The organism is Pseudomonas sp. FW300-N2F2 (genome assembly GCF_017351655.1).
Taxonomy (GTDB): Bacteria; Pseudomonadota; Gammaproteobacteria; order Pseudomonadales; family Pseudomonadaceae; genus Aquipseudomonas; species Aquipseudomonas fluorescens_AA.
Genome location: NZ_JACNDQ010000001.1, coordinates 966967 through 990547, shown reverse-complemented (window position 1 = coordinate 990547; position 23581 = coordinate 966967). Strand labels below are relative to the sequence as shown.

The window sequence follows — 23581 nt, the reverse complement described above, 5'->3', positions numbered from 1 at the left end:
TTAACACCATGAACCTTTCGCTTCGCTTGGACGAACTGCGCAATGCCTATCGCAGCGGCGAACTGACGCCTCGGAAATTGCTGTTGGACCTGCGGGAAAAAGCCGCGGCGCTGAACCCGGACTATCACCTGTTCATCCACCTGCTGACGGTCGAGGAACTGGAGCCCTACCTGGCCGCATTGGAAGGCCGCGACCTGGAGAGCCTGCCCCTGTATGGCGTACCTTTTGCCATCAAGGACAACATCGACCTGGCCGGCATTCCGACCACGGCAGCCTGCCCGGCGTTTGCCTATGTGCCGCCTCGCTCGGCGACCATTGTCGAGCAGTTGCTGGCACTGGGCGCGATCCCCCTGGGCAAGACCAACCTCGACCAGTTCGCCACCGGGCTCAATGGCACCCGCTCGCCCTACGGCGCCTGCCGCAACAGCGTGTTGCCCGACTATCCGGCAGGCGGTTCGAGCGCCGGTTCGTCGCTGGCCGTGGCCCTGGGCGTGGCAAGTTTTGCCTTGGGCACCGATACCGCCGGCTCCGGCCGGGTGCCCGCCGCGCTGAACAACCTGGTGGGATTGAAAGCCACCCTGGGATTGATCTCCACGGCGGGCGTGGTCCCGGCCTGTCGCACGCTGGACTGCGTCACGACCTTCACGGCGACGGCCAAGGAATCCAGCCAGCTATTGGCGCTGACGGCCCGTCCAGACCCTCGTGACGACTACAGCCGCCACAACCCGCAGTGGAACGACGGCTCTGCGTTCGGCGCGCCTCGGCGCTTTCGTTTCGGTGTGCCGCGCCAGCAAGACCTGGCGTTTTTCGGCTGCCCTGAAGGTCCGCAACTGTTTCTGGAGGCCATCGAGCGACTCGAACGTCTGGGCGGCGAAGCCGTGGAACTGGACCTGTCGCCGTTCCTGGAAGCCGCACGGCTGCTTTATGAAGGCCCGTGGGTGGCCGAACGCTACAGCGTTGCCGGCCCATTGATGGAGCGCGAGCCCGACGCCGTGCTGCCCGTCATCCGTGCCGTACTGGCGAAAGCGCCTACGGTAGATGGCGTACAAACCTTCCGCGCCCGATACCGGTTGCAAGCACTCAAAGCCCAATGCGACCGGGCCATGGACGCGCTTGATTGCGTACTCACACCGACCATCGGCCGACCAGTGACCCTGGCCGAACTGGCCGCAGAACCGGTGCTACGCAACTCGGAACTGGGTTACTACACCAATTTCATGAACCTGCTGGACTACGCCGCCGTCGCCGTTCCCAGCGCGTTCATGACCAACGGCTTGCCCTGGGGTGTGACGCTGTTCGGTCGAGCCTTCACCGATCAATACCTCTTGAGCCTGGCCGATGCCTTGCAGCGTCAACAGGACAAGACCTTGCCCGTGCCCGCCCACCCGGCTCGCCACGACCGGGCGCGACTGGTCGTGTGCGGCGCACACCTGGACGGGTTGGCACTGAACTGGCAGCTCAAGCAACGCGGTGCCCGGCTGATCGAGGCCACCCAAAGCTCACCGGACTACCGCCTCCATGCCTTGGCCGGCGGCCCACCCTTGCGTCCCGGCATGGTTCGGGTTCGTGAAGGCGGCGTGGCGATCGAGGTCGAAGTCTGGGAGCTGCCGAGCAGTGAACTGGGCTCGTTCCTGACGGGCATTCCCGCACCGTTGGGGCTGGGCAAGGTGCAACTGGCCGATGGGCGCTGGGAAAGCGGATTCATCTGTGAGCCATATGGCCTGGAAGGTGCGCGGGACATCAGCCATCTGGGGGGATGGCGGGCTTATTTACAGAGTCTGAAATAGCGTTGATGGGTGGCGAGGGAGCTTGCTCCCGCTCGGCTGCGAAGCAAACGCTTTCGGGGCCGCTTCTCGGCCCAGCGGGAGCAAGCTCCCTCGCCACGCTCCTACAAACCTGCAAATTCGACTGTCTTTTCCCACAAGGCCACTAAACTGACTTCATTGGGTCTGCGCCAAGGGAATCGCCATGTCGCTCCGTTCGCCGTTGTATTCCCAGTGCAAGCCGCTGCTGGCGGTGGTGGCGCTGCTCGGTACTGGTTTCCTGGTCATTGCGTTGCTGGGCTATTACGCAGCCCATGCCTCGATGCGCGATCATGTTCTCAAGACGCTGTACGTGAACCTGATGATCGGCGTGCTCGTGACGCTGGCGGTCCTGGCCATTCTTTATCGGCTGATCAACGACTACCAGCAACGCATCGACGCCCAGGCCACCCTCGACGGCCTGACTGAATTGCCAAACCGCCGTGGCTTCGACCTGCTGGCCGTGCAAGCCCTGCACGAAGCCCAGCGCGAGCCCAGACCCTTGACGGCGCTGCTGGTGGAACTGGACGACTTCAAGCGGCTGGACACCACCCACGGTCATATCGCCACCGATCAACTGTTGACCGGGTTCGCCCGCAGCCTGACTGAGAGCCTGCGGCATTCGGACATCGTCTGTCGCTGGAGCGCCGAAGCCTTTGTCGTCCTGCTCAAGGACACCGACGGACAGACCGGTCTGAAAATCGCGGAGAAAATTCGTCAGCACATCGAAAAGCAGCGCTATTTCTGCAGTGGTAAACAATTGCTGGTCACCGTCAGCCTCGGCCTCACCACCTTGCAGGGCGAAGACACCTTGCACAGCTTGCTGTCGCGGACCGATCATGCGTTGCAACGCGCCCGGCAGACCGGGTGCAACCGAACCTGCGTGGACATGCCTCACTCCAGTTATGAATAAACCCGACCTTTGCCCGGCCTGCGGCGGCACCAACGACTGCACCCTGGCCGATCCACGAACCGCCGACCGGGCCTGCTGGTGTTATGGCGTGAGCATCGATCCGGCCGTGCTTGAAGCATTGCCGGCCGAACTGCGTGATCAGTCCTGCCTGTGCCCACGCTGCGCCCAGGTCCAAGCCCAGTTGCGCGCCAAACCCCAGACGATCGCGTAAGATGCCCACCCTCCGCTGCCCTGCCTGAACTGCCCATGCGCGTCGACCGTTTCCTCAGCAATCTCCCGCGATTCAATCGCCAACAAGTGCGCCTGTTGCTGGTGGAGCGCCGGGTGCGAATCGACGGCCAGACCGTCAACGATCCCCATGCACCGGTACGAGAATTCAGTCGCGTCGAAGTCGACGACGAAGTGCTGCAAGCCGGCCGACCGGCGCGCTACTTCATGCTGCACAAGCCACCCGGCTGCGTCAGTGCCACTCGCGATCCACAACACCCCACCGTCCTCGACTGGCTGGACGAACCGGACAAGGACGACCTGCACATCGCCGGGCGCCTGGATTTCAACACCACCGGGCTGATGTTGATCACCAATGACGGCAGCTGGTCGCGGCGCCTGACCCAACCGCAGACCAAGCTGCCCAAGGTCTACTACGTCGAAACCGAGCGAACCATCACCGCCGAATACGCCGACACCTTCACCCGAGGCCTGTATTTCGCCTTCGAAGACCTCACCACCCAGCCGGCAGAACTGACGCTGCTGGGGGAAAAATCGGCGCGCTTGAGCATCGTTGAAGGGCGCTACCACCAAGTCAAACGCATGTTCGGCCACTTCAACAACAAGGTGCTGCGCCTGCACCGCGAGCGCATGGGCCCGCTCACGTTGGACGGCCATCTCGAGCCGGGCCAATACCGCGCCTTGAGCCCTGAGGAAATCCAGCTCATCTGATCCCGCTACCGCTCGGCAGAAGTGTCGAACAATTTTCCGACAGGTACTTGCGCAACGGTCGCCCCCCTGCTTGAATCAAACCGTCGGCCGAAATGTGACCGATGAGTCACCACATACTTCCAAGAAACTTTTTGCCGGCGGGAACCCTCAGGTTCCGCCTTGTCCGCCCGGCAAACTGCCCGCCTATAACAACACCCGTCGACCGTCTTCCTTGGATCGACATGGGCCTTATCTTCCAGGCGTATGCCTACCTGTCACATTGCCCGTGCAATCTCATTGCGCGCATACCCGCTTGCCAGGAGTCTTATGACATGAGGCCAGAAATCGCTGTGCTGGATATACAGGGTCAGTATCGGGTTTACACGGAGTTCTATCGCGCAGACGCCGCACAAAAGACCATCATCCTGGTCAACGGCTCGATGGCCACCACTGCGTCGTTTGCACAGACCGCCAAAAACCTCTACCCGCAATTCAATGTCGTGCTGTACGACCAGCCCTACGCGGGCAAGTCCAAGGCTCACAATCGCCACGAGAAAATGCTGACGAAGGAGATCGAAGGGCAGATCCTCCTGGAGCTGATCGATCACTTCGCCGCCGAGCACGTGCTGTCGTTTTCCTGGGGCGGCGCCGCCACGCTGAGCGCCCTGGCCCATCGACCAAGGCGCATCGAAAAAGCGGTGATCAGCTCGTTCTCACCGGTGCTCAACGCGCCGATGCGCGACTACCTGGAACGCGGCGTGGATTACCTGGGCAGCCTGGACGGCGACCGTGTCGGGCACTTGGTCAACAGCACCATCGGCAAGCATCTGCCGCCGCTGTTCAAGCGCTTCAACTATCGCCACGTCAGCAGCCTGGCCGAGCATGAGTACGGGCAGATGCACTTCCACATCACCGACGTGCTCCACAGCGACCAGCAGTGCTACGTCAACGCGGCCAGGAAAATCAACGTGCCGGTACTGTTCCTGAACGGCGAATGGGACGAATACACCTCGGCCGTCGACGCCAGGCTGTTCGCCAACCACGTCGAGCACAGCACCTTCAGCACGCTGCAAGCCACCGGGCACTTCCTGGACATGGAACACAAAGCCGCCTGCCGCGACAGCCGCAACGCCTTGCTGGGTTTCCTCACACCGGAACACCACGAAAGCCGACCGCGCTATAGCTACGTGCAGGGCTACCATGCACTGGCTATCTGAAACCGAGTCCTGGCGAGCAAGCCCCTTCCCCCATCAGCACAGGGGCTTGCCCGCCAACGACCGCTCTGGTTTGAGCCTTGCGTAGACGAGTGACCTCGCCGCACGTAAAGAAAAACTTCAAATCCGTGGCCACATCTGGTACAAAGTCAGCCGCTCTGAGCGGGTGTCGTATAATGGCATTACTCCAGCTTCCCAAGCTGATAACGAGGGTTCGATTCCCTTCACCCGCTCCAATCGAATTCTGGTCCCTTGTCGTATGTTTTTTGACGGGGGATTAAAAAACCGGCCCATGGTGGCCGGTTTTTTTATGGCTGATATTCGGGGAAGTGTGAGGTGATCTCCGAGCGTAGATAGATGGCTCCCCGTCTACGTCCAAAATAAATACGTCCCTATTTCCACACTGCGCCAAACAGCGACATCAGCGCGCGCCCAGGCAACACTACTTGCGCCGAACTCTACAAATCCCAGCCAGCCATTGAGCCAGCGTATCGACATTGAGTCACTCTTGTGCCCAAGCTGGCGTCTTCAAGTGGTCTGATGATGTCTTCACTCATCCCTTCATACCTGTTATGTTAAAGAGACTCGTCAATGAATTTGACAGGCACACCTATAAAAATAACTGATAATAAATATAGAAACCGCTAGCACCTAGAACAAACGGACAGATGTAAAAGAGAATTTCCGCCCCTCCCGTCTCCATTGCAACGCGCTCTATGGACGCTACCAAGCGTCTCTTATTATCATCACTACCTTCTGCTGCATAACTTTCCAGCAACGACATCATGGTAGATTTTTCGCTATTGATAGCAAACGCCATATTCTGGGTTATAAAAGACTGAAAATCATCAGATGAACTTAGCTCTTTTACAAGATTATTATTGCTCGTGAGCCTGGATCTTAATCTACGATGCTGACTGGACTCGCGAAACATTGGGAAGAGGAAGAGCAGGAACACCCCCATGATCACTCCAACAGGATAGACCAACCAAGATACTTCTTTCTTAACAGGATTTTTTTCCGGCCGCGCATCAGTAAAATCGACTTTCTTAAGTCCTGTAATCCTAGCTTGGACCCTTGGCAATACGGCAGGGGGATTCCTCAGATATATGGACATTCGGACATAGTCAGTTGGATTTAACAGGTTGGGATCTATTCTTACAGCATTATCATCACCCAATATTATTAGCTTGGCATTGATATCTGGCGGGTCCATCGATGTAATTTTTGCAGATAACACCTTCGAACCACTGTCAAAATAAATCGTTGGCGCAAGCACAATTTCCGAGGCGGAGATAGGCTTTTCACCATTATTTACAATAAGAAAATCCAACCTTGAAATGCCTGACACGGGCTCTCCCCGATAAAATATTTGCAACTCATCCTTTAGAATTGGGTCCTCTTGTAACAAAGAGATGGAAGACTCCATGCGGACCTGAAGAGACATTTTTTCCGAGTTTGTGGCTTGGTAAATAGTAACGGCCACCCCCAAAACACCGATAATTAAACTTATAAACTCGAAAATTCCAAAGCGCGGAAAAAATTTCGTGGCCACAGCCTATCCTTAGTAGGTACCGAATCTAACCGGCTGGATTCTTTGCGTCCTGCTGATGTCGACTCATTAGCAAAGGTTCTAAATGGGAAGAGCTGATTCCCGTATCGTTAAAGTATGCCTGCGGCATCTCCCTCTTGCCAGACGCTTACGCAAGCTATGCTCTGGTTTCTGGAAGCCCAAGCGCCAACCCTGGAGTTCAAGCTTCTTTTTGGGCCCCCGCTGTGCGTATGAGCACCTGCCGGCATCCCCTCCACCAGACGCGTCCCATTTCGGTTCACCCATGGGAAATAGCTAATACACGCTACCCCTCAAAATCTTGATGCAACTTAGCCAGGACATTGAAGATCGGCTCCCCCGCCTTATGTGGGATCCTCAATCGAGTGAATACCTTCCCCCAGTCCGACAGCGCGGCGAGAGTCTGCTCGATGTACTCCTCGGCCTTGAGGTATTTGTAATCCCGGCAGATCTCCATGATCCTCTTCCTGGTCGGTTTGCCGGGGGTGCGGCCACCGAAGTCAGTGGTGTGCTCACCCATGGCGTTCGCGAACGTAACGTCGTACGCGGGGGAAAGCGTCCAGATCTCCTTTTCCCCGGGCTTTGCGGGATCGTGGCAAAGGAAAGCAAAGTTCTTCGCATGGTCGTCATGGTTATGCGACAGAGCGTTGAAGATCATCAACCTGGCCATTTTTTCGACTTCGACAGCGCTTTTGGTCAGTATCTGGGTGAGCTTCAGCAGGTTGGGGTAGTCGATGGATGACAAAGCACGGTAGTTCGCATACATGAGTGCCGCTACGGTCATCATGTGTATCTTGCGTTCGCCATCTCGGTCGAAACGCTTGGTCGCAAAAAAATGCTCAGACTGCCCGTCGGGCATCTGCATATTCAAGAGACTCGACTCAGCCATGGTTACCCCGGCTGCCCTGGCCATCTCTGCATAAGCGAACTCGATGGCCCCGGTTTCCACCGGTTCGTACAACGCTCTGAACTTAACGATCCAGTGTGCATAGCCCTCGGGAAGAGGCCCGAAGGCCGAGGTTGCATTCGCGCCATCGGCCGAGAGAGCCACAATCGCCTTTGGACGAGCCCCTCCCGGTGAACCCCCGGCAAGCCGTAGCTTGGTGAGCACTGCTTGGGTTTCACCCTCTTGAACCTCGATGGATGCCTCATACAGCTGACAAAGATCAATAGGGCCAAGCAGCACTGTTTTTTCAGCCTTCGGCTGATACTCAAAAGCTCCCATGCCTCGCTCGCCCATGTAGGCAAGGCGATCCAGGGCGGTGACCGTGAGGTGGGTGCCGTCACCGAAGGTGCTGTTGAAGTATCTGTCCATCAGCAGCATGCCCCAGCCATCTGGCAGGGAATCAGCGAACGGCCCATGGAGCCCTTCGAAGAGGTTTGTGTCTTTGGCTAACTGTGGTTTTTCGTCCCAGGCCATCGTGAGCGGCGAGAGATTGTAGCCAGTGACGAGCCACCCCTGATCGTAAGCGAAGTAGATTCCCCTCCCTTCGGCTTTAAAAAGCTCTCCGACCTTAACGCCACTTTTCAAGACGGTCAGAGCTTCAGTGCGTTTGAACGCTTTCGTCATCACCTCATTCCCCGCTTGCGCTTGGCGTTCTTGAGTTCATCAACTGAATTCGGATGCTCAGGTTTGAAAAGCCTGGTCACGCAAGCGAGTTCATCAAGCGCTGTGGCCATAAGGATCAGGGCCTCCAAGGTCACCACACCGGTCGTCTCAAATCGCTTGATGGTGGACTCAGACACCCCCGACTTCTCGGCGAGCGTCTTGCGGGAGAGGTTCTTTGAAAGACGGATTGTCTTCGCGTTCTCCCCAACACTCCTAGCGATCTCAGCCGGCGAATAGAGCAAGTGCATGAATGACATGGCCACTCCTCCGAAATAATTCAATAATGGCTATATTTGACCAATTATAGATCTAAAAATCCATATTTGGATCGTATATGACCTTTTAATAATTTACAGCGCAAGCCCGGCCCTTGAGGGATGACCATCGCATCCAACTCTCTTCTGCGAGTGGGCCGCGATGCATTCAAGCAGCGCATGTTGTCGGCACGAGGGTGAGCCATCTTCGTAAAAACTATTCAGCCCCCGGCAAATGCCCCAACGGCAACGCTCCCGGCGTCTTCACCGTATGAATCGCAAAGTTGCTCCGGATGTCACTCACCCCCGGCAACTTCAGCAAGCGCCCGGTGAGGAATCGGTCGTAGGCCCGCAGATCCGGCACCACCACTTGCAAGAGGAAATCCGATTCGCCTGAGACCAGGAACGCCGAGATCACCTCCGGCAATGCCGTGACCGCCTGGCGAAACGCTTCGGCTTGTTCGTCGTTGTGTCGTTCGACCTTCACGCCGACAAAGATCGTCAGCCCGAGGCCCACTTCGTCGCGGTCCAGGATGGCTTGGTAACCGCGAATGACACCGGCTTCTTCGAGCATCCGCACACGGCGCAGGCAGGGTGACGGGGACAGGCCGATTTCTTCGGCCAGTTGCACATTGCTCAGGCGACCGTCACGTTGCAGCGCGGCGAGAATTTTGCGGTCGAAGGCATCCAGTTTCATGAATTGGCATTTCCCAATGGAATGACACGAGTGCATGGCAGGTTATGCCAATTTCCAGAGCTTTAGAAGCTGACTTCGCAACCACCTGCCCTGCCCCTCGGCCCTAGACTGACGCTACCGAATCGTCGATGAAGGGGGATGTGGCATGGCAGAGCTCTGGTTGTTCCTGATGGCCTTGATGGTGGTGTATGTGCTGCCTGGGCCGGACATGATCCTGCTGCTGCAAACCGGTGCCCGTCAGGGCAGGGGCGCGGCGCTGGCGACGGCGGTGGGCCTGGGCGTCGCCCGGGGATGTCATGTCGCGCTGGCCGCATTGGGGCTTTCGGCATTGTTCAAGACTGCGCCCTGGACGTTTGACGCGGTGCGCCTGGCCGGAGCTGCCTACCTGTTATGGATCGGTTTTCAATGCCTGCGGACCACGTTGCTGCCAAGTTTTGAAGGAGCCGGTATCGAGGCCGGAAAGCGGCGTTGGTATCAGGCGATTCGGCGTGGGCTGCTGACCAACTTGCTCAACCCGAAGGCATTGCTGTTTTGCTCGGTGTTGTTGCCGCAGTTCATCGATCCACAGGGCGGGCCGGTGTTGGGACAGTTTTCGACCCTGGGCGTGGTGTTGGTCAGCGTGGGTTTGTTGTTTGATAGCGCCTACGCGTTGGTGGGTGTCGCGCTTGGGCGCTGGCTTCAACGCTCCCCTTCGGCCCAGCGCGTGCAGCAATGGTTGTTTGGGAGTCTTTTGATTGGGTTTGCGGTGCGGCTGACGTTTGTGCAGCAGGCCTAGTGCCTGTGGATAAGCTGGTCGGACGGGACCTGGAGCGAAGCGAACTGGGCTGAAACCGGGGGCTGCTGCGCAGCCCAGCGGGAGCAAGCTCCCTCGCCACGTGGCATCATCTGTCGTCATCACATTCCAAATGTCAGTAAATCGAACCAGGCGTCTTCTGATGTACTTCTTCACCATCGGGAATAGCGCACTAGCATGGGGTGCTAGGGGTCGAGCGGACCTTTCAGCCCCCTCAACTCCGTTCCCATTAAGCACCATTTGCAATGGTGGGATGCTCAGACTAGACTCCTCCCAAAACGGGAGATAGTGGGTGCGGATTATTGCGAGAGGTACCTTGCGGGAATTTTGGGAAAGTAATCCGGCTTATGCCGACTCTCAGATTCCACTGGTTGAATGGTATCGACACATGGAGAAAGCAACCTATCACACGCCTCAAGAGATTAAGGCAGAACTCGGAACAGCCAGCATTCTCAAAAGCAGCAGGGTTGTATTCAACATTGGCGGTAACAAATACCGAATCATTCTGGCGATCGACTATCAGCGCCAGCTCGGTTTTGTCCGGTTCGTCGGAACCCATGCCCAGTACGACCAAATTAATGCGGAGACCGTATGATGAACATCAAACCCATTCGCAGCCAAGACGACTTGAATGCAGCCTTTGCGCGCATCGAGCAACTCTGGGGTGCTGACGTCGGTTCGGCTGAAGGTGATGAGCTGGAAATCCTTGCCTTGCTAATCGAAAAATATGAGGACGAGCACTACCCAATGCCGCCTTCCGACCCAATTGAGGCCATCAAATTCCGGATGGACCAGCAAGGCTTGACCGCGCGCGACTTGGAACCGTTCCTCGGTTCGAGCGGGCGTGTATCTGAAGTGCTGAACCGCAAACGCAAACTGAGTCTGGCGATGATTAAACGCCTTCACGATGGATTGAGAATCCCTTACGAGAGCCTTTTGGCGGACGTTGCCTAATACGTGACGGCATCGACCAATCCTATCAACATCTCAAATAGAGCCGGTCCATCGTGACCGGTTTTTCATGTCCTCGTTTTAGTCATCACCACCCTCATCACATCCTGAAATAACTCACTACGTCTCCCGCAGTCCTTACCAGGCGCGGCTTCTACACTTCGGAACAACCCACTCACCCACCCGCCAGTGTCATCCCTGGTGGTTATAGTGTTGATCATTAAATTTCAGTAGGTATAGTACCCACCAAGCACACCACACGGAGGTGTTGTGAATAGCCGATTCTTGATAAGCCAGATCATTGCAGACGGTTGGTATCTGGTGCAGGTTCGGGGCAGTCATCATCACTTCAAGCACCCGACCAAACCGGGGTTGGTCACGGTTCCTCATCCGAAGAAGGATCTGCTCAAGAAAACGGCCATCAGTATTTTGCAACAGGCGCTGCTTCAGACGGCCCATTGCGCGACGTTCCCGGAGGACGATGAATATGCTTTACCCGATTGCGATTTCCATGGGCGATGACAAGCACGCCTGGGGGGTTGAAGTGCCGGATATCCCAGGGTGTTTTTCCGCAGGCGACGACCTCGACGAGGCCATGGCGATGGCGCGTGAGGCCATTGAGGGACATTTTGAAATTCTGGCTGAAGACGGCTCGCCGATTCCGCCGGCCAACACCGTTACCTTGCACGCCGCCAATCCGAAATATGCCGGCTGCACCTGGGCACTGGTGGACATTGATGTGACCAAATATCTGGGAAAGGCGCAGAAACTCAACATCACGTTGCCCGGTTATCTGCTCAATCGTATCGATGAATACGTGCTGCACCATCCTGAAGAGAAGAGCCGCTCCGGCTTCCTGGCTTCGGCAGCGCTGAAGGTGTTGCAACAAGGCCGGTGAGAAGCCACCACCACCTGTGGGAGCGAGCTTGCTCGCGATAGTGCTCTGTCAGCCAACATGGATGCTGCTGATCTGACGCCATCGCGAGCAAGCTCGCTCCCACAGGACTCAGCCAGACGGCTATTTTTTCTCCGCCCCGGACTCTTGCATCTGCACCGAAGACTTGGTGCCGTCGGTGTTGTCCTTGGTCTCGTTATCCGAGTTGTCGAAACAGCCTTGCAGGGCGAACAAGCAGCAGGCAAGGCAAAAAGTGCGGGCGAGATTCATGATGTACTCCGATGCCGAGGGCTTTGAGCAGTGACCTGCGAGAGCGGCAATGGTTGCGACTGTCATCGTGCCGGACGATGAACGTCGACGGATGCTGGCGACTGGAATGTAAGTAGAATTTTCACCGCCTCGTTGCTGTCACACCAGACAGGTGCATCCAATAAGGAAACACGGCAATGGCGTTCGCAAAAATCGCTCAAAAACTGGCCCTCTGGGCGGGGAGCCCCAAGACATTCCTGGGGGCCATCGTGTTGTTGGCACTGTGGGCAGCCAGCGGACCTTTCTTCGGTTTCAACGACACTTGGCAATTGATCATCAACACCTCGACCACCATCATCACCTTCCTCATGGTGTTCCTGATCCAGAATACGCAGAACCGCGATACGGACATCCTGCATCTCAAGGTCGACGAATTATTGCGGGCGACCAAGGATGCACAGAACGCAATGCTCGGCCTCGAATCGCTGGACCTCAAGCAACTGGAAGCGCTGAGAAAGCACTACCAGGACATGGGCAAAGACGAGGCCAAGAGCCTTGACGGCCTGGAACAAAAAAACAAGATCGACCTGAACCAGTGCTGATGCCTATGCACGAGTGGCGTCAGGCCTTTTTTCGGCGGGCAAGATCAACCGGGACGCTGGCGCCCCGGTCCTGAATGTAAAAGCAGATCCGGAAAATCAACGGCTGGCCTGCAGCGCCCTGGCCATTTCGAGATGGGTCTGCAACTTGGGCAGGGTTTCGTCGGCGAAGGCCTTGATCTCTGGCACTTCGGTGGTCTGGGCCTGCTGCTGGATTTGCGCGATGGCCTCCTCGGTAGCCTTGACCTGGCTGGCGGCATACGCGGCTTCGAACGACTCGCCTTCCGTGACCTGTGGCATCAAGGCCTTGGCCTTGTCGGCCACTTCCTCCCGGGGGGCGACAGGCAAGTCGAGCTTCTTGGCGATCTTCGCCAGATGTTGATTGGCGGTGGTGCGGTCGTTGATCACCATAATGGTGTAGTCCTTGACCTCCCTGGATTCGGCTTTTGCGTGGGCCATACGACTTGTCTCGATGTCGGCCATGCCCTTGGCAGAAGCATCGTCGATGAATTCGGCAGGCGATTGGGCCCAGGCACTATTGGCACCCAGGCCCATCAGCACGACGAGACTGGTGGTGCGAAAAAAGCTGGCCATACGGCTCATGGTCGCGCCCTCCTCTGATAAAAGTTCTGGTGGGTTATCCACCGTTGAATCAGAACCAGCCATGAATATTCAGCGAGACGTCCGACCCGGCTTTCGACGGGCTTCTATCGACGGTCGTGATGGTGGTTCTCCCATCTTTGCGACCTGCTTCAGACACCTTCGTTCGATCATGAGCAATGTTTGTCGGATAAACATTGCTTGAACCAGGCATGGCTCAGCCCTCCTTACTCGTGAATACCGGGCACGCAGGCCCCGTCTTGTATTGGAATGAGATACGCGGCGAAGGTTTGAGAAAGGTGCTGGCGCCACGACGAACGGTGACGCACGATCAAATACCAAACGCCCGGTGATTGTGGCGTTTGGCGGCGTACATCGCCTCGTCGGCGTGGCGGAACAGCGCGATATCTTCAGTGCCATGGTCGGGGAAGCAGGCCACGCCGATGCTCGGCTCGATGCTCAGGCAGTGCCCGTCCAGGCGCAGCGGCTGGACCAGTGCATGGTGGATTTTTTCCTGCACGCTGCGGGCATCCTCCAAGGCCTGGATGCTGTGCAGCAGGACTACGAACTCGTCTCCGCCGATGCGCGCCACGGTGTCGGTGTCGCGGATACAGCCCTTGATACGATTGGCCACCGCCTGTAACAGCATATCGCCCACTCCGTGGCCATAGGTGTCGTTGACCTGTTTGAAACGGTCCAGGTCGATATACAGCAAAGCCATGCGCCCGGATGCGGCGCGGGCGGTCGTCAGTGCGCACTTGAAACGTTCACGGAGCAATTCGCGGTTGGGCACCTGGGTCAACTGATCGTACTGAGCCATGTGCTGCAACCGGGCGTGCAACTGCTTGCGCTCGATGGCAATGGTGATCTGTGCGCAGACGTATTGCAGCAGTTCCTTGTCCTGTTCGGTGTAGCGCTCGTTGTCCGGCGCACTCTTGACGATCAATGCGCCAATCGTGCCGTTCTGCGAATTCAGCGGCACGCCCAGCCAACACGGCGCGTCCGGCTGCGCCACCAGGTCGTCGAACCCCGCTGGCAGCGAAGTGCCACCGGGCGTCAGCAGGATCGGCTGGCCGCTGCGAATCACCTCGGCGCACAAACGCCCGGTGACCGTGCCCGGCAACTCAGGCTGCCCTTCCCGATCATCGACGTGATAGGGGAAGTTCAGCTGCGAACATTGTTCGTCATACAGCGCCACCGAGAAATTCAGCGCCGGCAGCCACTCACCGATAATCAGGTGGACGCGCTTGAACAGCGCCAGCAAGTCAGCCGCGGCATGGGCCGCCTCGGAAATCGCATACAACGCCGCCTGGCGGGACTCGGCCTGCTTGCGTTCAGTGATGTCCCGGGCCACGGCAATGCGCAGTTGGTCCACCGGCGACCAGCGCGCCGACCACAGGATGTGTACCACCCGCCCGTCCTTGCGCAGGTAGCGATTCTCGAAATTGAGCTTGGGCTCGCCCTCCATGATCTCCCGCGCCGCCTCGAGGGTCCGCTGGCGGTCGGCAGGGTGCACCAGATCGATCATTGGCTGGCCGATCAGCTCCTGCGGCGTGTAGCCGAAAATGCGTTCGCAGGCGGCACTGACAAACACGAAACGCCCTTGACCGTCGACGGCACACACGGCGTCCAGCAGAAGGTCGATGTAGCTGGCCAGCGGCGCGGAACTTGAAGTGTCCATGGGGCTGGAGGTCATCCGGATAATGCAACGGTGAGCGAAGCGGGCAATGGTCAGTTCGTGACGCCGTACAGCGAGCGAGACCGACGCGCCCAATACCGATGAGGATAGCGCAGGCGATCACACTTAAGGGGATGAAACGCCTGGCAGGCGCTGCCCCTCGACTCGACCCAGCCCATCACGGCTCCGTAAAAAACACCATGCCGGCATACGGTGCCTGTCGACAGGCCTTCAGCCGCGACGCCAAGTCGCCATAAAAACCACACTGCGATCCAGATCGGTGACCGCAAGGGTCAGATGATTGAGGCCTGAGAGCATCAGCAAGCAACCTTCAGAAAAGAGTGATCACCCAGCGGGCCTGGGGCAAATCCGTGGTGTTCCCGAGCTCCGACAGCGTCGATGGATTCCCCGGCCAGGGTCCTAGGCAAAGTCCTACGTTGAACTCTCCAGTGACACTCAAACACGCCGGAAACAGCCGATTCAAAGCCCTGCACAACAATCTGTAAAGTCTGGAAACACACCGCTATCGCAACACCCCACGGACAGCACCATCAACCAAGGAATGTAATCGCGCCATGGACCAGACTGCTCAACCACCTCATTACTTCACCAACTACCGCAAGCTCATTTCCCTCGCTGACCAGGATTGGCAAGGCACCGAGGCCGGAAAAATCTCAGGGCTGAATGTCGAGGTCAAGACACCCAATGTGCTGGTCGACCAATACGGTCGGACCTTTCATCACTTCTGTACCACGTCCTACCTGGGCCTGGACTATCACCCCGCGCTGCTGGACGGCGCCATGACTGCCCTGTGGGAAGCCGGGACCCTGCGGGTCGCCAACTCAAGGAATCGCTGCAAGCTGGCGATCCTGGACCAGTACGAAAGCCAATTGTCGGAGCTGTTCGGCGCCAGTTGCCTCAGTGCCCTGTCTTGCAGTGCGGCAAGCGCCGGGATCCTGCCGTTGCTGGCCAGCGGCGCATTCACCCAACATCGCGCGCCCGTCATGGTGTTCGACAAACAGGCCCATTATTCGATGAACCACAGCAAGGCCGCCTGCGCCGATGAAACCCAGGTCATCACCTGCCCGCACAACGACATGGATTTCATCGAAGACGTGTGCAAACGCCAGCGCGACGTGGCGTATGTGGCCGACGGCGCCTACAGCATGGGCGGGATGGCGGACCTGGACAGCCTGATGTATCTCAAGCAGCGCTATGGCTTGTTTCTTTACCTGGACGATTCCCACGCCCTGTCTGCCGTCGGGGAATCCGGCGCCGGCCTGGTCCGTTCGCGCATCCCGGCGGTGGACGAGCGCACCCTGATCGTTGCCTCGCTGGCCAAGTCATTCGGTGCCAGCGGCGGGCTGGTCATGTTTGGCTGTGAACGGTACAAGGCGCTGGTGCAGCGCTACGGTGGACCGAGCAATTGGTCCCAGAGCCTGAACGCAGCGGCCATTGGTGCCGGCATGGCGTCGATCCGCCTGCACCGCAGCCGCGAACTCAGTGCCTTGCAGGAGCGTTTGCAGGCTAATATCCGCCTCTTCGACAGCCTCGTGCGGACCGGACAGCGCGGCACCCCCATGGCAATCCGTATGGTGCCTTGCGGTGAAGCGGCCCTGGCCAACAGCCTGGCGGTCGAACTGGCCGAACGGGGGTATTTCACCTCGGCGGTATTTTTTCCCGTGGTGCCGCAAGGCAAGGCTGCCATCCGCATTACCCTGCGCGCCGACATGGAGCCGGACGTGATTCGCTCGTTTTGCGAAAAGATCACCGAACTGCTGCTGACCCACGGGCGTGACCTCCGCCCTTGAGACAGGACGCTCGATGAAGAACCGTACAACCCTGATCCTCACCTGCACCACCGTTTTCCTGGCACAACTGGGCATGAGTATCTACTTGCCGGCCCTGCCCGCTATCGCCTGGGACCTGGGTGCCGATGCGTCCCTGGTTTCCTGGGGCCTGTCGGTGTACCTGGTCGGCATGGCGCTGCCCATGTTGCTGTGGGGCAGCCTGAGCCAGCGCTTGGGGCGCAAACCGGTCTTGCTGGCGGCACTGGGGCTGTATGGCCTGGGCAACCTGGCCCTGCCGCTGGGCACAAGCGTGGAGGCGTTCCTGACGTTCAGGTTGATTCAGGGCATCGGTGCCAGCGGTATTTCGGTGATGGCGCGGGTCTTGATTCGCGACAGTTTCAGCGGCGACCTGCTGGCCAAGGCCCTGTCCTGGATATCGATCGCCTTTGTGGTTGCCCTCGGTATCGGCCAGTACCTGGGCTCGCTGATCCAGGCCGCTTTCGGCTGGGAGGCGATTTTCCAGGGTTTGGGCGCCGTCAGCCTGGCCATGGCGGCGGCGGTGTCCCGGGCCAGGTTCCCGATGTTGGTGCACGCCAGCAATGGGCAATCGGCGTGGGGGATCTACGGGCAGATAGTCCGGCAACGCGCGTTCCTGCTGCCGGCCTTGGCCGGTGGGCTGGGTTACGGCGTGATCGTCGCTTTCAATACCGCCGCGCCGCTGATCCTGCAGGAAAGCTTCCACTGGTCGGCCATCGAATACGGCCTGCTGGGTTGGCCGATCAGTGCGGCGTACCTGTTCGGGGCGCTGGCGGTGAACGCGTTTGTGCTGCGCACCGGTCAACGGCGAATGATGGGCTGGGGCATCGCGCTGGTGCTGGGCGGCAGCATGACCATGCTGGCAGGCAGCCTCACCCTGAGCAGCATCGCGTTACTCTTCTGGCTGCCGTATTGCTTCGCGGTGTTTGGCCAATCGTTGATCTACCCCATCAGCCTGTCCCTGGCCAACGAAGGCTCACCGGTGGCCGGCGCTTATGCCATGGCGTTGAGCGGGTTCCTGCATCAACTGATGGCCTCGGTGATCGGCGCCATGGCCAGCCTGTTGTTGTGCCAACAGGCCTGGCCGTTGGCGGCGTTGTGCGCGCTGCTGGGGGCGGCGGCGATGCTCTGTGTGAGGTTCGTGCCGCCCCGGGTCGCTTAGAACGCGCTGCGGAAAATCTCTTCGATCTGCCGCTGGTCCGCCGCCCGTGGGTTGGTCAAGCCGCACGCGTCTTTCAAGGCGTTGGCGGCCAGCAACGGCACGTCGTTGAGGCGCACGCCCAAGTCACGCAAACCGGCCGGAATGTCCACGTCATGGGCCAGGCTGCGGATCGTCGCAATAGCTTCCCGGGCCCCCTCTTCCGGGCTGAAGCCACGTGTATCGGCGCCCATGGCATGGGCCACGTCGCTCAGGCGAGCGGCGCACACCGAGGCGTTGAAGCTCTGTACATGGGGCAACAACACCGCGTTGCACACGCCATGAGGCAAGTCGTAAAAACCACCCAGTTGATGGGCCATGGCGTGCACGAACCCCAACGACGCATTGTTGAACGCCATCCCCGCGAGAAACTGCGCGTACGCCATGTTTTCCCGCGCCACCAGATCGTTGCCGTCGCGCACGGCCAGGCGCAGGTTGTCGCTGATCAGGGTCATGGCCTTCAGGGCGCAGGCATCGGTAATCGGATTGGCGGCGGTGGATACATAAGCCTCGATCGCGTGGGTCAGCGCATCCATGCCGGTGGCAGCCGTCAGGCCCTTGGGCATCGCCACCATCAGCGCCGGGTCGTTCACCGACATCAGCGGGGTCACGTTGCGATCGACAATGGCCATTTTCACGTGGCGTGTCTCGTCGGTGATGATGCAAAAGCGGGTCATTTCGCTGGCGGTGCCGGCCGTGGTGTTGATGGCGATCAGCGGCAATTGCGGCTTGCTCGAACGGTCGACGCCTTCATAGTCACTGATCTGCCCGCCGTTGGTGGCACACAACGCGATGCCCTTGGCGCAATCGTGGGGGGAACCGCCGCCCAGGGACACCACGAAATCGCACCGGTTCTCCATCAACAAACCCAGGCCGAGCTCGACATTGGCAATGCTCGGGTTGGGCTTGGCACCGTCAAAAATCACCGAATCGATGTCCTGCAACGCCAGCAGTTCGGCCACCTTGCTGGCGACGCCGGCCTTGGCCAGCCCCACGTCGGTGACGATCAACGCCTTGCGAAAGCCGTAGTTGCGGATGGCGGTCATCGCTTCATCCAGGCAACCCAGCCCCATGATGTTCACGGCGGGAATGAAAAAAGTACTGCTCATGGGGTCACACTCCTGGTAGAGGCCGGATCGGCAGGACCTACAGAATGACCCAGTAGTCACGACGCATCTTGATCTGGCTCAAGACTGGGGCGTGATAAAGTCGCGGCCTGCCTTTGCCACGTTTTGAGATGACCCTTGCAATGACCGATTTCCAGGAATACGACACCCGGCTCGAAGACTGGGAGGCCGTGCGCGCCGATACCGCCTTCAGCGGCCTGCTGGTGGGCAATGGGGCCAGCCGCGCAGTGTGGGACGATTTCGGCTATGACTCGCTGTTCGAAAACGCCCGCACCGTCGAGGAGAAACCCTTGAGCCCGTCGGAACTGAGCGTGTTCGACGCGATGCAGACGCGCAGTTTCGAACAGGTGCTCGGGGCGCTGAAAACCACCAGTCGGGTCAACAAGGCCCTGGCCGTCAGTTCCGCCGCCCCGCGTAACCGTTACTACGCGATCAAGGAAGCGCTGATCAACACCGTGCACGCGGTGCACATCCCGTGGCGGCTGGTGCAACCGTCGACCCTGGCGACGCTCAACCAGGAGCTGAGCCGCTACCGCACGGTGTTCACCAGCAACTACGACCTGCTCAACTACTGGGCGATCCAGCATGGGGCCGAGACCATCAGCGACCTGTTCTTCGGCGATGATCACAGTTTCGACCTGAGCCAGGTGACCACGGACAAACCGCGCTTGCTGTACCTGCACGGTGGCCTGCACCTGGTACGCAACCAGGACGGCACGGCGCGCAAGCTCACGTCCACCGAAGGCACCTTGCTGGGCAGTTTCGCCATCAACAACACGATCAAGACCCTCGACGACGTGCCGCTGTTCGTCAATGAAGGCTCCTGCGCGGACAAGCTCAAGACCATCCGCAGCAGCGATTACCTGTCGTTCTGCTACGACCAGTTGCTGCGCCATGGCGACAACCTGTGCCTGTTCGGCCATGCCCTGGGCGAGCAGGACCGGCACATTGTCCATGCCCTGCGCCTGGCCGCACCGAAAACCGTGGCGATTTCGATCTACCCGCGCAGTCAGGCGTTCATCCAGCACCAGAAACGGCATTACGCCAAGGTGTTCCAGGGGCTGGAGGTGCAATTGCGCTTCTTCGATGCCAAGAGCCATCCACTGGGCGATCCGAAGCTGTCGGTGCCGGTGGAGGTTTAAAGGCAGGGTAAAAAACGTGTAGCGAGGGGATCTATTTGTGGGAGCAAAGCTTGCTCGTGATGAACAATGGCTCGCTTAGCCTGCACAACCGCAGCGCCTGGATCGCGAGCAAGCGTTGCTCCCACACATGATTCCCCTCCACAGGCCAGGCGCCCTTATTGCTGTCCCGTCAGAGCGCAGCCACGGTCTTGTCCTTGATGACCGTCGTCGGTCCGTTGGCCTTGACGCTGGCGATGCCTTTGTCCCGGGCGGCGTCCGATGAATACGCCTCACTGCTGCCAATCACTTCATGGTTACCGGCCTTGAGGTTGAAGTACGGATGGCCGTCCTTGGTGTTCTTGAGTTCATAGCGCTCGGCCAACGGGCTGTTTTTCTGCACCGCAGCAATGCCGCCGTCGACGCCGCTGCGGGTGGTGTAAAGCTCGCTGGTCAAGATGGTCTCGGCGTTGGCCGCCTTGAGTACAAACCGAAACTGGCCACTGCTGCTTTTGCTGATTTCGTACCATCCGGACATGATTATTCTCCAGGCAATGAGGGCATGTCCCGAGAGTAAAGACCCGCTGCGCTTGCCTTGCCAGTGCGTTACTACAAAGTGATAGCCGTGCCCAGCAGGGTCAGGAACCCCGCCAGCCAGCTCGGGTGCGCAGGCCAGGCCGGTGCAGTCGCCAGGTTGCCTTGAACATGGCCTTGGGTCACGGGAATGTCGATATAGGTCCCGCCCGCCAGGCGTACTTCCGGGGCACACGCCGGGTAGGCGCTGCATTCGCGCCCTTCCAGGATGCCCGCCGCCGCCAGTAATTGCGCGCCGTGGCACACCGCGGCAATCGGCTTGCCCGCCAGGTCGAAATCGCGCACCAGCTGCAGGACTTTTTCATTCAGGCGCAGGTATTCCGGCGCGCGACCGCCCGGCACCAATAACGCGTCGTAGTCGGCGGCTTCGACACCGGCGAAATCATGATTGAGGGCAAACAGGTGCCCCGGTTTTTCGCTGTAGGTCTGGTCGCCTTCAAAGTCGTGGATCGCCGTGCGCACGGTCTGCCCGGCCGTTTTGTCCGGGCACACTGCGTGCACAGTGTGGCCGATCATCTGCAACGCTTGGAATGGCACCATGACTTCATAATCTTCGACGTAATCGCCGACCAGCATCAGGATTTTCTTGGCGGCCATGGGTTGGGCTCCTTTGGAAATGCGTGAGGGGTGAACGCATTAAAGGTAGTCCGGTAAGTCGGTGGATGAGCGATAACCCGTCATTACCTGACGGGCTGCACAAAAATGAAGTGGCAGGACAGTCTGTGGGAGCGAGCTTGCTCGCGATTCAGGCGATGGGGTCTTTCAGGCACACCGCGTCATCGTTCCATCGCGAGCAAGCTCGCTCCCACAGGGGGCCTCAGTGCTCGAGATAACCATCCGCCCGCAGCAGCGTTTCCAGGCAATGCTCGGTGATGTGGTAGAAGGCCTTGAGTGCTTCGATCTTTGCCAGCAGCTCGGTGGGATCCACAGGTTCGGCGCGTTTGACGGCCAGGATCATTTTGTTCTTGTTGGTGTGGTCCAGGGAGATGAACTCGAAGACCTTGGTCTCGTAGCCGCAGGCTTCCAGGAACAGCGCCCGTAAACTGTCGGTGACCATTTCCGCCTGCTGGCCCAGGTGCAGACCGTATTGCAGCATCGGCTTGAGCAAGGCCGGGCTCTGGATCTGCAGGCGGATCTGCTTGTGGCAGCACGGCGAGCACATGATGATCGAGGCACCCGAGCGAATGCCCATGTGGATCGCGTAGTCGGTGGCGATGTCGCAGGCATGCAAGGCAATCATCACATCCACCGCGCTCGGCGCCACGCTGCGCACGTCACCGTGCTGGAAACTCAGGCCCGGGTGCTCCAGCCGCGCGGCGGCTTCGTTGCACAGCTTGACCATGTCTTCACGCAGCTCGACACCGGTCACCACGCCTTCGGCCTGCAAGGTGTTGCGCAGGTAATCGTGGATGGCGAAGGTCAGGTAGCCCTTGCCCGAACCGAAATCCGAGACCCGCACCGGTTGGTCCAGGGCCAGTGGCGAAGATGTCAGCGCGTGGCTGAAGACCTCGATGAACTTGTTGATCTGCTTCCACTTGCGCGACATCGCCGGAATCAGCTCGTGCTTGTGGTTGGTCACGCCCAGGTCGGCCAAAAATGGCCGGTTCAGGTCGAGGAAGCGGTTCTTCTCGCGGTTGTGCTCGGCAGACGGCACTTCCCGCAGTTGCTGGGGCTTGCTCTTGAACAGCGAGCTTTTGCCCTTTTTGCTGTACTCCAACTGCGCCTCGTCGGTGACCGCCAGCAAATGCGCGTTCTTGAACGACGCTGGCAACAGCGCGGCGATGGTGTCCACGCCTTCGGCCAGCGGGAGATTCTTGGTGATGTCGCGAGTCTTGTAGCGGTAGACGAAGGACAGGCACGGCTGGTCCTTGACCGTCAGTTGCTTGATGATCAGCCGCTGGAGGTCCGCCTCATCCCCGACGTACTTGGCCAGCACCAGTTTGATGAAAGCGTTTTGTTCAAGGCTGGTGTGCAGCAGTTCGATGAACTGGGCGTGATGATCCGGCGCGGGACGGGCTGGAGTTGCGGTGGCGGACATGGACAAGCGGCCTCGGGGCGGGCGGATCGGAGAATGGCGGGTATTTTAGGGGGGATGGGGGATGACGGCACGGGGAATTTCCCGAACGGTGCGAATTGAGGCTCCACCCCCCTCCGTGACGACCCACGTTTTACAAGCAGCGGGGCTCATGTGGCGAGGGAGCTTGCTCCCGCTCGGCTGCGAAGCAGCCGCCTGGCAAGTTTGATGCCCGACAGAGAACCAATGGGGACCGCTTCGCGGCCCAACGGGAGCAAGCTCCCTCGCCACACAAGCGCTCTCGCCATGAGAGTGCCCTAGCCCAGCACCACCAACCGATTCGGCAGCTCATTGCGCTCATGAGTCACCGGCACATGCTCCTTGAGCAATTCGCCACAGGCCGCGATGCAAGTCACGAAGCCTTCCAGCGTCTGCCCCTGGCGGACCTGCTGGGTGAACGTCGCGACGATGGCGTCCCAGCATGTGTTGTCCAGGTGTTTGGAAATGCCTTCATCGACGAGGATTTCCACATACCGCTCGGCCTCGCAGACAAAGATCAGCACGCCCGTGCTGCCCACGGTGTGGTGCAGGTTTTGCTCGAGAAATTGCCGGCGTGCCAGGTTGGAGGCCCGCCAGTGACGCACGGAACGGGGGATCAGGTGAGTGGTGATCCTTGGGATGCGAAACACCAGGCACAACACGATGAAACTGACCCACTGCACCAGCAACAGGCTGTGCAGGGCCAACCAACCGGTGAGGTAATGGACCGCGCCGGGCACCACCAGCGCCAGCAGGCTCGCCCATAGCAGCGGGATGTAAGCGTAGTCGTCGGCGCGGGCGGCCAGCACCGTGACCAGTTCGGCGTCGGTATGCTGCTCGACCCGGGCGATGGCCTCGGCGACCTTGCGTTGTTCGTGTTCAGTCAGTAATGCCATGGTTTAAAGTGCCTGCTCATTATTATT

24 protein-coding genes, 1 tRNA gene and 3 pseudogenes are annotated in these 23581 nt (G+C 59.2%); 15 read left to right on the top strand and 13 right to left on the bottom strand.

The window, feature by feature from the left end:
• Nucleotides 1–8 precede the first annotated feature (8 nt).
• The 6 genes and pseudogenes from atzF (at nucleotide 9) to J4E63_RS04570 (ending at nucleotide 5083) form a co-directional block, all read left to right on the top strand.
• On the top strand, nucleotides 9–1787 hold the full coding sequence (gene atzF / locus J4E63_RS04595) for an allophanate hydrolase (protein WP_207281236.1): 1779 nt from the start codon (nucleotides 9–11) through the stop codon (nucleotides 1785–1787).
• Nucleotides 1788–2109: 322 nt separating this feature from the next.
• A pseudogene (locus J4E63_RS04590) lies at nucleotides 2110–2715 on the top strand (GGDEF domain-containing protein); the annotation flags it as partial.
• Nucleotides 2708–2926 carry a cysteine-rich CWC family protein gene (locus tag J4E63_RS04585; protein WP_207281234.1) on the top strand — a complete coding sequence of 73 codons (219 nt, stop codon included), beginning with the start codon at nucleotides 2708–2710 and terminating at the stop codon, nucleotides 2924–2926. The pseudogene J4E63_RS04590 and the gene J4E63_RS04585, both read left to right, overlap by 8 nt.
• A gap of 35 nt (nucleotides 2927–2961) precedes the next feature.
• A complete protein-coding gene (locus J4E63_RS04580) occupies nucleotides 2962–3654 on the top strand; it encodes a pseudouridine synthase (RefSeq protein ID WP_207281233.1) in 693 nt (230 codons plus the stop codon).
• 311 nt (nucleotides 3655–3965) lie between these two features.
• On the top strand, nucleotides 3966–4850 hold the full coding sequence (locus tag J4E63_RS04575) for an alpha/beta fold hydrolase (RefSeq protein ID WP_103310310.1): 885 nt from the start codon (nucleotides 3966–3968) through the stop codon (nucleotides 4848–4850).
• A gap of 159 nt (nucleotides 4851–5009) precedes the next feature.
• Nucleotides 5010–5083, top strand: a tRNA-Gly gene (locus J4E63_RS04570).
• Between the two features lie 374 nt (nucleotides 5084–5457).
• Here the strand turns inward: J4E63_RS04570 and J4E63_RS04565 are convergent.
• The 4 genes from J4E63_RS04565 to J4E63_RS04550 form a co-directional block, all read right to left on the bottom strand.
• Nucleotides 5458–6402: a hypothetical protein gene (locus tag J4E63_RS04565; protein WP_207281232.1), complete on the bottom strand. Its 945-nt coding sequence runs from the start codon at nucleotides 6400–6402 to the stop codon at nucleotides 5458–5460.
• A gap of 301 nt (nucleotides 6403–6703) precedes the next feature.
• Entirely contained in the window at nucleotides 6704–7987 is a 1284-nt protein-coding gene (locus J4E63_RS04560) for a type II toxin-antitoxin system HipA family toxin (protein WP_207281231.1), read from the bottom strand.
• Entirely contained in the window at nucleotides 7987–8283 is a 297-nt protein-coding gene (locus J4E63_RS04555) for a helix-turn-helix transcriptional regulator (RefSeq protein WP_207281230.1), read from the bottom strand. The genes J4E63_RS04560 and J4E63_RS04555 overlap by 1 nt, the downstream gene beginning before the upstream one ends.
• 214 nt (nucleotides 8284–8497) lie before the next feature.
• Entirely contained in the window at nucleotides 8498–8977 is a 480-nt protein-coding gene (locus J4E63_RS04550) for an Lrp/AsnC family transcriptional regulator (protein WP_207281229.1), read from the bottom strand.
• A 145-nt stretch (nucleotides 8978–9122) separates the two neighbouring features.
• Between J4E63_RS04550 and J4E63_RS04545 the strand changes: the two genes are divergently transcribed.
• From J4E63_RS04545 to J4E63_RS04525, 5 genes and pseudogenes are all read left to right on the top strand, one after another.
• On the top strand, nucleotides 9123–9752 hold the full coding sequence (locus tag J4E63_RS04545) for a LysE family translocator (RefSeq protein ID WP_207281228.1): 630 nt from the start codon (nucleotides 9123–9125) through the stop codon (nucleotides 9750–9752).
• 310 nt (nucleotides 9753–10062) lie between these two features.
• Complete coding sequence (locus J4E63_RS04540; RefSeq protein ID WP_092332753.1) at nucleotides 10063–10365, top strand: type II toxin-antitoxin system HigB family toxin; 303 nt, start codon at nucleotides 10063–10065, stop codon at nucleotides 10363–10365.
• Nucleotides 10365–10724 carry a type II toxin-antitoxin system HigA family antitoxin gene (locus tag J4E63_RS04535; protein ID WP_092204408.1) on the top strand — a complete coding sequence of 120 codons (360 nt, stop codon included), beginning with the start codon at nucleotides 10365–10367 and terminating at the stop codon, nucleotides 10722–10724. Before J4E63_RS04540 ends, J4E63_RS04535 begins: the two co-directional genes overlap by 1 nt.
• Before the next feature lie 267 nt (nucleotides 10725–10991).
• Nucleotides 10992–11168: pseudogene (locus J4E63_RS04530) on the top strand (type II toxin-antitoxin system HicA family toxin); the annotation flags it as partial.
• A 40-nt stretch (nucleotides 11169–11208) separates the two neighbouring features.
• A complete protein-coding gene (locus J4E63_RS04525; protein WP_058543061.1) occupies nucleotides 11209–11619 on the top strand; it encodes a type II toxin-antitoxin system HicB family antitoxin in 411 nt (136 codons plus the stop codon).
• 120 nt (nucleotides 11620–11739) lie between these two features.
• On the opposite strand, the gene J4E63_RS04520 is transcribed toward J4E63_RS04525, so the two are convergent.
• Nucleotides 11740–11886, bottom strand: coding sequence for a hypothetical protein (locus J4E63_RS04520; protein WP_170866878.1), 147 nt, complete (start codon nucleotides 11884–11886; stop codon nucleotides 11740–11742).
• A gap of 176 nt (nucleotides 11887–12062) precedes the next feature.
• On the opposite strand from J4E63_RS04520, the gene J4E63_RS04515 reads away from it, so the two are divergent.
• Nucleotides 12063–12467 carry a low affinity iron permease family protein gene (locus J4E63_RS04515; protein WP_060738790.1) on the top strand — a complete coding sequence of 135 codons (405 nt, stop codon included), beginning with the start codon at nucleotides 12063–12065 and terminating at the stop codon, nucleotides 12465–12467.
• Nucleotides 12468–12563: 96 nt separating this feature from the next.
• Here the strand turns inward: J4E63_RS04515 and J4E63_RS04510 are convergent, their stop codons facing one another.
• From J4E63_RS04510 to J4E63_RS31155, 3 genes and pseudogenes are all read right to left on the bottom strand, one after another.
• Entirely contained in the window at nucleotides 12564–13067 is a 504-nt protein-coding gene (locus tag J4E63_RS04510; RefSeq protein ID WP_060738791.1) for a DUF4142 domain-containing protein, read from the bottom strand.
• Between the two features lie 328 nt (nucleotides 13068–13395).
• Nucleotides 13396–14745, bottom strand: a complete 1350-nt coding sequence (locus J4E63_RS04505) for a GGDEF domain-containing protein (protein WP_207281226.1) — start codon at nucleotides 14743–14745, stop codon at nucleotides 13396–13398.
• A gap of 231 nt (nucleotides 14746–14976) precedes the next feature.
• Nucleotides 14977–15060 (bottom strand): annotated as a pseudogene (locus J4E63_RS31155) (glutathione transferase); the annotation flags it as partial.
• Nucleotides 15061–15317: 257 nt separating this feature from the next.
• Here J4E63_RS31155 and J4E63_RS04500 point away from each other — a divergent pair.
• Together J4E63_RS04500 and J4E63_RS04495 are read left to right on the top strand one after the other, a co-directional pair.
• Nucleotides 15318–16553 carry an aminotransferase class I/II-fold pyridoxal phosphate-dependent enzyme gene (locus tag J4E63_RS04500; protein WP_207281225.1) on the top strand — a complete coding sequence of 412 codons (1236 nt, stop codon included), beginning with the start codon at nucleotides 15318–15320 and terminating at the stop codon, nucleotides 16551–16553.
• Nucleotides 16554–16566: 13 nt separating this feature from the next.
• The gene (locus J4E63_RS04495; RefSeq protein WP_207281224.1) at nucleotides 16567–17730 is read left to right on the top strand and encodes an MFS transporter; all 1164 of its coding nucleotides are present in this window, start codon (nucleotides 16567–16569) and stop codon (nucleotides 17728–17730) included.
• Here the strand turns inward: J4E63_RS04495 and yiaY are convergent.
• Nucleotides 17727–18875, bottom strand: coding sequence for an L-threonine dehydrogenase (gene yiaY / locus J4E63_RS04490; RefSeq protein WP_060738795.1), 1149 nt, complete (start codon nucleotides 18873–18875; stop codon nucleotides 17727–17729). The two genes, J4E63_RS04495 and yiaY, sit on opposite strands and share 4 nt — an antisense overlap.
• Nucleotides 18876–19015: 140 nt before the next feature.
• On the opposite strand from yiaY, the gene J4E63_RS04485 reads away from it, so the two are divergent.
• Nucleotides 19016–20035 carry a DUF4917 family protein gene (locus tag J4E63_RS04485; RefSeq protein WP_207281223.1) on the top strand — a complete coding sequence of 340 codons (1020 nt, stop codon included), beginning with the start codon at nucleotides 19016–19018 and terminating at the stop codon, nucleotides 20033–20035.
• A gap of 169 nt (nucleotides 20036–20204) precedes the next feature.
• On the opposite strand, the gene J4E63_RS04480 is transcribed toward J4E63_RS04485, so the two are convergent.
• The 4 genes from J4E63_RS04480 to J4E63_RS04465 all read right to left on the bottom strand — a co-directional run bounded on the left by J4E63_RS04480 (nucleotide 20205) and on the right by J4E63_RS04465 (nucleotide 23554).
• Nucleotides 20205–20549: a YegP family protein gene (locus J4E63_RS04480; protein WP_092172614.1), complete on the bottom strand. Its 345-nt coding sequence runs from the start codon at nucleotides 20547–20549 to the stop codon at nucleotides 20205–20207.
• 71 nt (nucleotides 20550–20620) lie between these two features.
• Nucleotides 20621–21202: a DJ-1/PfpI family protein gene (locus J4E63_RS04475; RefSeq protein ID WP_060738798.1), complete on the bottom strand. Its 582-nt coding sequence runs from the start codon at nucleotides 21200–21202 to the stop codon at nucleotides 20621–20623.
• Between the two features lie 220 nt (nucleotides 21203–21422).
• Nucleotides 21423–22643 (bottom strand): SAM-dependent methyltransferase, encoded by a 1221-nt coding sequence (locus tag J4E63_RS04470; RefSeq protein WP_207281222.1) that lies wholly within the window; start codon nucleotides 22641–22643, stop codon nucleotides 21423–21425.
• Between the two features lie 293 nt (nucleotides 22644–22936).
• The gene (locus J4E63_RS04465) at nucleotides 22937–23554 is read right to left on the bottom strand and encodes a TPM domain-containing protein (protein ID WP_207281221.1); all 618 of its coding nucleotides are present in this window, start codon (nucleotides 23552–23554) and stop codon (nucleotides 22937–22939) included.
• Nucleotides 23555–23581 lie beyond the last annotated feature (27 nt).